This is a genomic window from Bifidobacterium goeldii (assembly GCF_003951095.1).
Lineage (GTDB): Bacteria > Actinomycetota > Actinomycetes > Actinomycetales > Bifidobacteriaceae > Bifidobacterium > Bifidobacterium goeldii.
Genome location: NZ_QXGL01000001.1, coordinates 661711 through 674163, shown reverse-complemented (window position 1 = coordinate 674163; position 12453 = coordinate 661711). Strand labels below are relative to the sequence as shown.

The window sequence follows — 12453 nt, the reverse complement described above, 5'->3', positions numbered from 1 at the left end:
CTGGCCTACTGGCGTGAGCGAAAGACTATGCGGTTACGCGTTCCTCACCACTTCGATAACACGATAACCCTTTGCAGAATGATACTTGGACACCTCATAGTCGTCGCCAAGCGCACTCGCCAGCCACGGAACCAAGGAATCGGCGCCAAGATTCTTCTGCACGACTAAATAGGCAACACCGCCAGCAGGCTTCAGTCGCGGCAGCCACGCCATCAATAACGTGTGCAACGCGTCTTTACCAATACGAATAGGCGGATTCGACCAAATAGCATCAAACACCAGATCATCCGGCATTGATTCGCAAACGCCGGCAGGCTGCGTGGCAAGCGGCTTGCCATCTTCATTGCAAGCGGTGACATGAACATTAGTGCAGCCATTACGCTTCGCATTCTCAGCAGTTAACTCGAGTGCACGCGTGTTCACATCCACTGACCACACATCGGCATGAGGCGAGGCGAGAGATAACGCCAACGTAATCGGACCCCAACCGCACCCCAAATCCAAGAGTGCGCCCGTTTCAGGAGCGTCCGGCACTTCGCGCAGCAGCACCGACGTGCCCAGATCAACACGAGATCCAGAAAACACGCCGTTCGACGTTTCAACCTGTACGTCATGACCTTGCACACTCACGTTCAGCGAACGGCGAACGTCCTCAGACGCGGGTTCGGCAGAAAAATACTGTTCGACCATGCCTCTCCTTATATGCCCTGTATACAGATACCCTGATATGCCTGTCGTCCAACACGATGATAATAGGAACCACCATAGTTCAATCGTGAGTCAAGCGAGAGGTGCCATTGATCGATCAGAGCCGTCGACGGTCCACTGAAGAAACGACCGTGCAAGAACGGTCCGCCAGCCAAGAGGGGGAGTTGGAACAGGGCGGCGTACTCGCTGACCAATCCGACGTGCTGCTTGACGAGCATGATCACGGCGTAGGAGTTGGCGAACGGTCAGACGAAATCTGGGAAGAACGCGAATCACGTAACGCGTTAAAGCATGTAGCTGGCCTTGGCGAATTACAAGATGTTACCGAAGTTGAATATCGTAAAGTACGTCTTGAACGCGTAGTGCTCGTCGGCGTGTGGTCGAGTGCTGAAACTACCGCCGCACAAGCAGAAGAGTCGCTCCGTGAGCTGGCAGCCCTTGCACAAACTGCGGGCGCTGTCGTATGCGACGGACTACTGCAACATCGACTTCGACCAGACGCTGCCACATATGTAGGCTCCGGTAAAGCGCGCGAAATCGCGCAAATCGTAGAGCGTGAGGAAGCCGATACAATTATCGTCAACGATGATCTACCACCAAGCCAACGCCGTGCTCTCGAAGACGCTACGAAAGTCAAAGTAGTTGATCGCACCGCGGTAATCCTCGACATTTTTGCTCAGCACGCGACTTCGCGTGAAGGCAAAGCGCAAGTTGAACTCGCACAATTGGAATACATGCTGCCGCGTTTGCGTGGTTGGGGCGGTTCACTATCACGTCAGGCAGGTGGCCGTGCAGCCGGCGCAGACGCTGGCATCGGTTCGCGAGGCCCTGGCGAAACAAAAATCGAAATGGACCGTCGTGTCATTCGCTCCCGAATTGCACGATTACGCCGCCAAATCCGCGAAATGGCTCCTGCTCGTGAAGTCAAACGAGGCGCTCGCAAACGGTTCGGCCTGCCAACGGTTGCCGTAGTCGGGTATACGAATGCTGGCAAATCATCGTTGACGAATCGGTTGACAGGCTCTAGTGAGCTTGTTGAGAACGCACTGTTTGCCACGCTTGACACTGCTGTGCGCCGTGCAAAATCGCATGACGGGCGCTTCTATGCGTATGTTGATACCGTTGGTTTTGTTCGCCAACTGCCAACACAACTCGTTGAAGCGTTTAAATCCACGTTGGAAGAAGTAGCGGAAGCTGACATCATCCTGCATGTTGTTGATGGTTCTCACCCTGACCCATTCTCGCAAATTGATGCAGTCAACGATGTGCTGGCTGACATTGAGGGCACTGCAGAAATTCCGCGTGTACTGGTGTTCAATAAAATCGACCGCATTGATCAGGCAACACGTGAACGACTGACTTCACTGGAGCCGCAATCGCATCTTGTCTCCGCCTATACCGGCGAAGGGCTTGATGAACTGCGTGATGCTATTGAAGCGATGCTGCCACTTCCTGGCGTGCATGTTTCTGCGCTGCTGCCGTATTCGGCTGGCGCACTATTATCACGTATTCGTGAGTATGGCAGTGTTGATTCAGTCGATTGGCGTGACGACGGCGTATGGGTTGAAGCCAACGTTGATAGTCGATTGGCAGCACAAGTAGTGGACCAGGCTATTGACTAATAGTCAGCCTCACTCTTGGTAGGTTCGATGACTGGCAGGAGTGATGACCATTGGTGATTTCACGTGTGAGCTGCGTCACTCTTGCGGTGACTATACAGCATAGTCTGTGAGCGCTAACAACGTTGGAAACGCCGTGCTTAGTAATAATAGTGCGGCATAGCAAATCCAATATGGCAAAACGTCATTATGTGTAGATAAAGTGTTTGTGTTATCCAAAAGAAGTCCCGTTCGCATAACGGGAAGTTGTGCTAAGAGAGGTCGCAACACCATGGCTGAATCGTCCATTAAGCCCACCAAGCTCGCCATCGTCGGAGCCGGTGCCGTCGGTTCTACCCTCGCCTTCGCCGCAGCCCAGCGCGGCGTCGCACGCGAGATCGTTCTCGAAGATATCGCTAAGGAGCACGTGGAAGCCGAAGTGCTCGACATGCAGCACGGCTCCAGCTTCTACCCAACCGTGTCCATCGCCGGCTCCAACGATCCTGAAATCTGCCGCGACGCCGACATGGTCGTCATCACCGCAGGCGCCCGCCAGAAGCCAGGCCAGTCCCGCCTCGACCTCGCCGGTGCAACCATCAACATCATGAAGTCGATCATCCCCTCCATGATGGAAGTCGCCCCGAACGCCATCTACATGCTCATCACCAACCCGGTCGACGTCGTCACCCACGTCTGCCAGAAGCTCTCCGGCCTGCCCACCAACCGCATCTTCGGCTCCGGCACCAACCTCGACTCCGCACGTCTGCGCTTCCTGATCGCCCAGCAGACCGGCGTCAACGTCAAGAACGTCCACGCCTACATCGCCGGCGAACACGGCGACTCCGAAGTCCCGCTGTGGGCCTCCGCCACCATCGGTGGCGTCCCCATGTGCGACTGGACCCCGCTGCCGGGCCACGAGCCGCTCGACGCCGCCAAGCGCGAAGAAATCCACCAGGAAGTCAAGAACGCCGCCTACAAGATCATCAACGGTAAGGGCGCCACCAACTACGCCATCGCCATGTCCGGCGTCGACATCATCGAAGCCGTCCTCCGCGACTCCAACCGCATCCTCCCCGTCTCCTCCATGCTCAAGGACTTCCACGGCATCTCCGACGTCTGCATGTCCGTCCCCACCCTCCTCAACCGTCAGGGCGTCAACACCGCCATCAACACCCCCGTCTCCGACAAGGAGCTCGCAGCCCTCAAGCGCTCCGCAGAGACGCTGAAGGAGACTGCCGCCCAGTTCGGCTTCTAACAATTTTGCAGGGTGACGGAGCGTCCGCTGCGTTGCTCCTCGGTCGACGCACCTTCGTGCGACTTCCCTCGGTGCGCCTTGCGGACGCACGCGTCACCCTGCAAAATTGCTGTGATTGATGGAGCGTAAACCGCCTTTCTTCGACGCTCGACGCACCTTCGTGCGCCTTCGGTCTCAGACGGCGGTTTTTCGCACACATCAATCAAATATTCGTGGGTATTGGTTGATTGTGGTTGATACCCACGGAATTATGATGTAAACCCCGGCTTATAGGCCGGGGTTTCGTCGTTTATGGACTAATGAGAATGATTGTGAGAAGCAATCTCACCGATACATGAAATGAGACACCAATGAGTCATGACCATGCAGCAGCATCCACTGCTATGCAATCCGGTGCAGATGCTCGCTCGCATCAACGCCGACTGGCGATTACCCTCATCATGACAGGAAGCGTATTCGTAGCGGAAGTCATTGGCGCAATCATCACCGGCTCACTAGCATTGCTCGTCGATGCAGGCCACATGCTTACCGACATGTCAGTACTCATAGCCTCCACAATCACCGCCATACTCATGCAACGCAAACCCAGCACCAAACGAACCTGGGGATGGGCGCGTCTAGAAGTACTCACAGCCGCATGCGGAGCACTAGCACTACTCATCGTCGGCATATATGCACTCGTCGAAGCAGCCATGCGCCTCTTCGGCAAATCACCAGACGCCGTACAAGACATCAACCTACTACTGTTCTTCGGCCTACTCGGACTCGCAGCCAACCTCGGCTCCCTCTTTGCACTCGTTGGCCAACGATCCGACAACATGAACATGAAAGCCGCATTCCTCGAAGTCATGAACGATGCGCTCGGATCAGTAGCTGTCGTGATATCCGCACTCGTGATGATGAGCACCGGATGGGCAGGATTCGATGCAGTTGCCGGCGGCATCATCGCACTCATGATGATCCCGCGAGCAGTGCTACTCTTACGCAATGCCGTACGCGTACTCCTCGAAGAAACACCAGAAGGCCTTGACCTCACCGAAGTACGCGCCCACATGGAACAAGTACCACACGTTATCGCCGTCCATGATCTACACGCCAGTACCGTATCCACCGGCATGCCAATACTCATGGCACACGTAGTTGTAGACCGCACCATCACCATGGAACAAGCAGGTGAAGTGCTCGCCCAATTACAAGACTGCTTGAGAGAACACTTCCCAGTATCAGTGCCACACACCACATTCCAACTTGAACCAGAAGGGTATGAACAAACTCAACCAGAACAATTAGAAATGTAACTGATCGTTGTGTTGCTGAGTATGCCTCAGCAACACAACGATCAAGCGACGTTGATCACAGCTTTCGCAATACTGTAACTACACGACCCATAATCTGCGCGTGCGTGCCATCAATAGGAGAGTAAGCAGGATTGTGAGGAATAAGCCACACATGCCCATTTTCCTTACGGAAAGTCTTCACAGTAGCTTCATCGCCAAGTAGTGCTGCAACAATATCGCCATTCACTGCAGAATGCTGTTCACGAACTACGACATAATCACCATCGCAGATCGCAGCATCCACCATTGAATCACCATGCACTTCCAGCATGAACAAATTACCAGTGCCAGTAAGCCGCTCCGGCAAACGCATCACATCATCAACATGCTGTTCAGCCGTAATAGGCACACCAGCGGCAATACGACCGACCAGCGGCACATCCCGCGATTCCTGAATTGATTCGCTGGATTCACTACTCGTGGGGAATGGCAACACAGTGGCAACCTGTGTGCTCTCCCGAGGAAGATCATCAATAAGCTCAATAGCACGCCCTTTATTGGCGTTCATGCGAATATAGCCTTTTTCTGCCAATGCTTGAAGCTGATGTTTAACAGAAGAAGGACTTTTTAACCCAGCTGCTTCGCCAATCTCACGAAAAGATGGAACAAAGCCCTGCTGCGTAACGTGGTCACGAATAGCATCAAGGACCTTGCGCTGCCGGTCAGTGAGTGTAGGCCGGCCCTGACGGCTGGCAGCCTGCTTCGGTTCGAAGGGTATGGTGCTCACGCTGGGCTCCTTTCGTATGATGCATCCAGCATAACGTGAACATCACGTGAAATCAAACATCTGTTCGACACAGCGTGTTGCACAAGTCGAACAGATGTGCCATAATCAGAACACCTGTTCGATAGAACTTTTGTTCGAGAAGGTGGTGGAATTATGGCGTATATGGCACCGACGATGATGTCTGGTATTCATACAGGCGATCAAGCCGCTCCTCGGGTTGTGCGCTCTCATGCATATATTCACGTGGATCAAAGGAACAGCCGAAGCGGCACATATGCTGTAACGCATAGCAAGAAGTCAATTGGGGGAGTAACGCTTGATGGAGCTTGCCATCAGCGCAATCGGCATTCTTTGTCACGCACAGGCAATCGCCGCACGGTGAGTAGTACGCGTTGGCCATTAGCGTTTTTCGTTGCGGTGTTGATTAGTATTGCTGTGCTTGTGTTTGGTCCGGTTCAAGCTCGTTCTGCTGTACAGACGAGCACGATGAGCTATATCGTGCAGCCGGGGGATACGTTGTGGTCGTATGCGGAAGATATTACGCCGAAAGGTGGTGATGTTCGCGATACGGTAGATGATTTGATCGCCATGAATGGGCTTGATGATATGACGTTGCATGCTGGGCAAAAGATCATTGTGCCAGTGGAATAAACACTGAAGAGGTGACGCATGACCTTGTTTTGTCAGGCGGTACGCTATTCTGAGGTCATGCATTGTCCTTATTGTCAGAACGCCGATACGAAGGTTATCGATACACGAATTAGTGATGATGGGTACTCTATTCGTCGTCGTAGGGTATGCCAGACTTGCCACAAGCGGTTTACGACTGTAGAAAGCACCATGCTTCTGGTGCGTAAACGCTCCGGCAATGTTGAGCCATTTGACCGTAAGAAAGTAATCTCTGGTGTGCGTAAAGCCTGCCAAGGTAGGCCGATCGATGAGGATGATTTGAAGAAACTCGGCCAATGCGTTGAAGAAGATCTGCGTTCTCGTGGCTTAGCTGAAGTTGATTCTGACGATGTCGGTAAAGCAATCCTCGAGCCGCTTCGCGATCTGGATGAGGTTGCCTACCTGCGATTTGCTAGCGTGTACCAGAATTTCGATGGTTTAGAAGACTTCCAGCGTGCTATCGATGAACTGCGCAAGGAGAAGGCTGCAGATAAACAGGCGTAAAGGACACTGCTGCATGTGCCACGCGTGTATGTGCTGCACATAGACGCGCGCATGTATTACATCATGCAAGTGGGGGTGTGACTCAACACGGTCACACCCCCACTTGCTACGAATCGCTAGCTTTGTCTTGTACCCTTTGCGCGCGTACAACTCGGCTGCAAGCAACCAGCATCGCTATCAGCTAATCACGCGCATACGAATTGTGCCTTCAATATGGCTCAATGCATCGAGCGTTTCCTGATCAGGCTTTTGCGACACATCAGTCACCACATAACCCAATTCGCCTTCAGTGCCAAGAGACTGTGCAGCAATGTTAATGTTTCGCTCGCCCAGCACATGATTCACACGAGCAAGCACACCAGGCAGATTTGCATGCAGGTGAGCGATGCGAGCTGCTCCCTTGCAAGGGCCAAGCGTGAGCTGCGGCATATTCACCGACAGCATCGTGGAACCCTTGCTCCAATAATCTTCAAGACGCTGTGACACAAAATGACCGATCGACTCCTGAGCTTCCAGCGTGGAACCACCAATATGCGGAGTGAGAATCATATTGTCCTCATTAGCAAGCTCCGTATGGAACGGATCGCCAACCTTCTTCGGCTCAACCGGGAACACGTCAACCGCAGCGCCAGACAAATGACCAGAATCAAGATGACGCTTCAGCGCATCAAGATCAGCAACAAAACCACGCGATAGGTTAATGAAAATCGCGTTCTGCTTCATATGCTCGAACTGATCCTCGCCAAAGAAGCCAGTATTAGACTTGCGGCCATCAACATGCAACGTCACTGCATCAGACTGTTCCAACAGCTCGTTGAGCGTTTCGCAACGGTGTGCATTACCCATTGCCAACTTTTCTTCAATGTCGTAAAACACCACGCGCATGCCTAATGCTTCAGCAAGCACAGACAGCTGAGAGCCAATATTGCCGTAACCAATAATGCCCAGCGTTTTGCCACGCACCTCATGCGAACCCGAGGCAGACTTATCCCATAAGCCGTGACGCATGTGATGTGTATGCGCCGGAATACGACGCATCAAGCAGATAATGTCGCAAATCACCAGTTCGACCACGGAACGCGTGTTGGAATATGGGGCATTGAACACGGCAATACCTTTTTTGCCCGCATAGTTAAGATCAACCTGATTAGTACCAATGCAGAAGCATCCCACGGCAGTCAGCCATGGGCATGCATCAATCACTGCCGCGGTCACGCTCGTCTTGGATCGCACTCCAAGCAGGTCCACGCCATCAAGGGCGCGGATGAGTTCGTCCTCGCCAAGCGCGCCCTGCATGGTTTCGACCTCGAAGCCATGATCGCGCAGCGATTGCGCGGCGAAGGGATGAATGTTCTCCAGAAGTAACGCTTTTGCCATGTCCACCACCTTAGAGGTTCAGGGCGATTTCGTCATCATCGGTCCGCACGATGAACAGCTGCTGTGTCGGACGAGTCATTGCCACATACAAGTCAGCGGCAGCTACCAGACGCGATGGAGCGTCTTCTTCGATACGCCCTGGCTGAACTACCACCACAGCATCAAATTCAAGGCCTTTCACCGCTTCAGTAGAAGTGACAACAACCTGCGCATCCCACTCTTTCTGGCGCGCAATACGCGCCGCTTCTTCTTGACCCAAAGCGTCGGGAAGACGAGACAGAATCGCATTGCTCAGCGTGTCGAGATACGAATCCGGAGCGATAACAGCTACGCGTCCAGTGCCATCAGCAGAAACAAACCGCTGCGCAAGTTGCGTGGCAACGCGCGCAACCTCGTCGCTCAATGCAGCCTGATCCTTCACTGTCACACGCTGTACTGCATCAGGAATAGTACGTACCGCGTTCACAGTGGAAATATACAAGCCTTCATGTTGTGCAAAACGAGAGGCAAGATGCGACACTTCCTGCGGATTACGGTAATTAATCGTCAGCTCATTGAGCTCCCAGTTATGCTCGCCAAACAGGCGATCCATCGTGCTGTTCCAGCGACGCGTGCCGCCAAGAGCCGCAGTCTGCGCCACATCGCCCACGATCGTAAAGGAACGAGACGGGCAACGACGAATGAGCATGCGCCAGTCCATTGCCGTCAATTCTTGCGCTTCATCAACAACGATATGCCCGTACGTCCATTCACGGTCAGCCGCTGCGCGCTGAGCAGTCATCTCATCGCCTGCACCATTCATATGGTCAATAAGCATTTGCGAGGTCACAATACCTGAACCAATACCAGCCTGCGCAAGCGTATCGCGAGCAAACTGCTCTTCTTCAGCGCGCTTGGCGTCGCGAGCAGCCTGCTGAGCTGCAGTCTTCGGATCGGTGCCTAACAATTCCATAGCCTCATCAAGCAGCGGAATATCCGACACAGTAAGCGGCGAACCCTTCGGTCGCGTCAGCGTCGCAATATCCTCGTCGGACAGCCAGGGGGCGTATGCGCGCAGGCGTGCTGGATTGGCCCACAAATGATCAATCAGCCATGGTCCATTCATAGGCAACCAAGCAAGATTCAACGCGATACGCACTTTATCATTCATGCGCAGCTGCGACAGTGCCTGTGAAAGCTCCGTTTGGCTTGGCGTATAGTCAAGCTGTTCTGCGTAACGATCGCGCAATGACATCAGCATTGACTGCACAAACGTGTCGCGAGCCTTATTATGCGGCTGACGAGTGCGCTTCGCCTGTTCGATGGCATGCTGCACGTCAGTAGCAGTCATGCGCACGGCCAGACCGTTGACATGAATAGTTGGCAGATCGCGGGGTACACGTTCGCGAGCGGCGACTGCGTTCGCAATCACTTGCGCCATACGCCGATCGCCTTTCAGCATGGCGGCTCGAGGCGCATCGTGCGCAGTAGCAGTAATACCAGGGATGAGATCAGCAATCGTACGACTGACTACACCAGTTTCACCCAAAGACGGCAACACCTGGTCAATGTAATGCAAGAACGTAGAGCTAGGGCCAACAACCAGCACGCCAGAACGCTGCAATGTATTGCGATGCGTATACAGCAAGTATGCGGCACGGTGCAATGCGACTGCAGTTTTGCCGGTACCAGGACCACCCTGCACGATAACAGCATGAGCCATATCAGAGCGGATAATACGATCCTGCTCAGCTTGGATTGTGGCAACAATATCGGTCATTTTGCCAGTGCGTCGCGAGCTGAGCGATGCCAGCAGAGCGCCTTCGCCGGTGAGTGTACCGGCGGAAGAAGCTTTACCGACTTGCTCAGAGTGAATGTCAAGCACTTCGTCTTCCACGCCAACAACTTCACGGAAGTTGAGTGTGATATGGCGGCGCATAACAATGTCACCATGATTGGACGGCGTGGCCTCGTAGAACGGGCGCGCTGCCTCGGCACGCCAATCCGTCAAAATCGGCTCATGCTTCTCGTCGGCCAATCCAATGCGCCCAATGTACCTGCGTTTGCCGTGCACATCATCGAGACGGCCGAACACGAGCCGATCCTCAACAGCGCGCAGCTGGGTGAGTCGGTCCTCGTACATGGTGGCGAAGGAGTCACGCTCAGTGCGCTGGGTGGGCGAGCCGTGCGAGCCGGCTGCGCGCACGGTGTCAAGCCGAGAACGGTTCTGTGCGCGTAATGCGTCTAGGCGGTTATAGGCGCGGTCAACGGCCTGCTGTTCTTCATGCAGCTGCGAGGAAAATCCCGACATTCTGTCCATCTCTCTCGTGAAGTGCCAATGGTCCAGGGGTGAAACTCAAGGCAATCTAATGTAGCGCAAAGGGCATACGAACGTTCACGTGAGCAATGCAGCTCAGCGGCGATTGTCATGACAGTGCGACACGGCACGCGGGGGTATCTGTCAGCCGCGAATCGCCGGATGTGGAGGATGAGCACCGAAAACACGTCAAAAAGACATTTTCGTGGGGGAAGATGGTGACGAGTGGGGTAAAGTGGTGACTTGGTGTATGCGGATTAATGCAAAGGAGGTGAACCGGTGATTGATGAGACGGCACCGCAGGGCGTGCCGAACCCTGCCTCGAACCCTACTGCGGGGCTGGATCTCGCCGGTTTGCCTCCGCTGTTGTTGGGCACCTACACGCCCAAAATTGACGCTAAAGGCCGCATTGCCTTACCAGCCAAGTTCCGTACACAACTCGGACCGGGCCTTGTTATGGCGCGCGGGCAGGAGCGCTGCATTTATCTGCTACCGCAAAGTGAATTTCGCAGGATCGCGCTACAGATTCAGCGCACATCAATGGGTAATAAAGCCGCTCGCGATTACCTACGCGTATTCCTCTCCGGCGCGGTTGACCAAGACCCAGACAAGCAAGGACGTGTGCTCGTGCCACAAATGCTTCGCGATTACGCGAATCTCGGCAACGACATCGTAGTAATCGGTGTAGGCACTCGCGCCGAAATCTGGAACCGCGAGGCTTGGGAGCAGTATCTCAACGAGAAAGAACAAGGCTATTCCGACATAGCCGACGACGTACTACCGGCGGTGGATTTCTGATGGACAACCTGACTGATACTAACTTTGGCAGCACTGTCACTGACAGTGTAAACAGTGCCAGCAATGTCGAATCACGCTCCACCGACCTTGCTGCCATCCACCAACCCGTATTGCTCCAGCAATGCGTAGATTTAATGACGCCTGCGCTCGCGAGCGAGGGTGCTATTGCTGTAGATTGCACATTGGGATTGGCAGGACACACGATCGCTTTTCTCAAGGCGGCTCCAGGCGCACGCCTGATCGGCATTGATCGTGACGCTGAAGCGCTCGCAATGGCTACTGAACGCATTCGTCGAGAAGGATTGGCTGATCGTTTCACGCCCGTGCATGCTGCGTTTGATGCTTTCGGTGACGTGCTTGATGATCTGGGCATTAGTACGGTGAATGCTGCGTTCATGGATCTCGGCTTGTCCAGTTTGCAGATTGATGAAACCGATCGCGGTTTCTCCTATTCGCATGACGCTCCGCTCGATATGCGCATGGATGTCAGCCAGCCGCTGACTGCTGCGCGCATCTTAGCTGAGTATTCTGAGCAAGATCTTGTGCGTATTTTCCGCACCTACGGAGAAGAGCGATTCTCGAAGCAAATCGCTCGCCGTATTGTTGCCGTACGTGACCATGAACCGCTCACCACTTCGGGGCAACTCAATCGATTGGTTGATGAAACCGTGCCGCAAGCGCACCGCCCCGCAGGCAATCCTGCTAAGCGCGTGTTCCAAGCACTGCGTATTGAAGTGAACGGCGAACTCGACAAGCTTGCTGGAACACTGCCGCAGATTGCGCAGCGATTGGCTCCGCACGGCCGCTTAGTCGTTGAGTCATACCATTCCTTGGAAGACAAAACAGTGAAGTCATTCATGAATGAAGGACTCAAGGTAGATGCGCCTGCCGGATTGCCAATTATTCCTGACGACGCGCAACCGTTCTTCCGCGCGATCACTAAAGGCGCGATGAAAGCCGACGAGCAAGAGATTGCGGGCAATCCGCGATCAGCCTCAGTAAGGCTGCGCGGTGTGGAACTGGTACGACCACTGCCGCAGCGGTGGCGCAAACAGTTCGAACAGCAGAACTCACGTGAAGGACGCGAGCGCTCTCAGCGTGAGCAGTCCAGTCGACGAGGCCGCGCAAAGCGTACACAACATAATCAACAGACTTCAACATCGATCGCTTACTGACAGCAGGGG

Annotated in this window: 11 protein-coding genes; 7 read left to right on the top strand and 4 right to left on the bottom strand. The window is 54.1% G+C overall.

The features are described from left to right. Positions 1-33 precede the first annotated feature (33 nt). Complete coding sequence (locus tag D2E25_RS02975; RefSeq protein ID WP_125979510.1) at positions 34-690, bottom strand: class I SAM-dependent methyltransferase; 657 nt, start codon at positions 688-690, stop codon at positions 34-36. Between the two features lie 149 nt (positions 691-839). Between D2E25_RS02975 and hflX the strand changes: the two genes are divergently transcribed. The 3 genes from hflX to D2E25_RS02960 all read left to right on the top strand — a co-directional run bounded on the left by hflX (position 840) and on the right by D2E25_RS02960 (position 4859). Further along, a complete protein-coding gene (hflX, locus tag D2E25_RS02970; RefSeq protein WP_125979879.1) occupies positions 840-2330 on the top strand; it encodes a GTPase HflX in 1491 nt (496 codons plus the stop codon). 268 nt (positions 2331-2598) lie between these two features. Continuing rightward, the gene (locus D2E25_RS02965) at positions 2599-3561 is read left to right on the top strand and encodes an L-lactate dehydrogenase (RefSeq protein ID WP_125979509.1); all 963 of its coding nucleotides are present in this window, start codon (positions 2599-2601) and stop codon (positions 3559-3561) included. 350 nt (positions 3562-3911) lie between these two features. Further along, a complete protein-coding gene (locus D2E25_RS02960; RefSeq protein ID WP_125979508.1) occupies positions 3912-4859 on the top strand; it encodes a cation diffusion facilitator family transporter in 948 nt (315 codons plus the stop codon). Between the two features lie 55 nt (positions 4860-4914). Here D2E25_RS02960 and lexA read toward each other — a convergent pair whose 3' ends face one another. After that, positions 4915-5625, bottom strand: coding sequence for a transcriptional repressor LexA (gene lexA, locus D2E25_RS02955; protein ID WP_125979507.1), 711 nt, complete (start codon positions 5623-5625; stop codon positions 4915-4917). A gap of 486 nt (positions 5626-6111) precedes the next feature. On the opposite strand from lexA, the gene D2E25_RS02950 reads away from it, so the two are divergent. Together D2E25_RS02950 and nrdR are read left to right on the top strand one after the other, a co-directional pair. Beyond that, on the top strand, positions 6112-6276 hold the full coding sequence (locus tag D2E25_RS02950) for a LysM peptidoglycan-binding domain-containing protein (RefSeq protein WP_125979506.1): 165 nt from the start codon (positions 6112-6114) through the stop codon (positions 6274-6276). A 57-nt stretch (positions 6277-6333) separates the two neighbouring features. After that, positions 6334-6798 carry a transcriptional regulator NrdR gene (gene nrdR, locus D2E25_RS02945; protein WP_125979505.1) on the top strand — a complete coding sequence of 155 codons (465 nt, stop codon included), beginning with the start codon at positions 6334-6336 and terminating at the stop codon, positions 6796-6798. Positions 6799-6975: 177 nt separating this feature from the next. On the opposite strand, the gene serA is transcribed toward nrdR, so the two are convergent. Further along, positions 6976-8175: a phosphoglycerate dehydrogenase gene (serA, locus tag D2E25_RS02940; RefSeq protein WP_125979504.1), complete on the bottom strand. Its 1200-nt coding sequence runs from the start codon at positions 8173-8175 to the stop codon at positions 6976-6978. A gap of 10 nt (positions 8176-8185) precedes the next feature. Then, the gene (locus tag D2E25_RS02935; RefSeq protein WP_125979503.1) at positions 8186-10465 is read right to left on the bottom strand and encodes a HelD family protein; all 2280 of its coding nucleotides are present in this window, start codon (positions 10463-10465) and stop codon (positions 8186-8188) included. Between the two features lie 312 nt (positions 10466-10777). On the opposite strand from D2E25_RS02935, the gene mraZ reads away from it, so the two are divergent. Then, a complete protein-coding gene (gene mraZ, locus D2E25_RS02930; protein ID WP_164514701.1) occupies positions 10778-11269 on the top strand; it encodes a division/cell wall cluster transcriptional repressor MraZ in 492 nt (163 codons plus the stop codon). Between the two features lie 134 nt (positions 11270-11403). Further along, the gene (gene rsmH, locus D2E25_RS02925) at positions 11404-12444 is read left to right on the top strand and encodes a 16S rRNA (cytosine(1402)-N(4))-methyltransferase RsmH (protein ID WP_241216990.1); all 1041 of its coding nucleotides are present in this window, start codon (positions 11404-11406) and stop codon (positions 12442-12444) included. Positions 12445-12453: the final 9 nt, after the last annotated feature.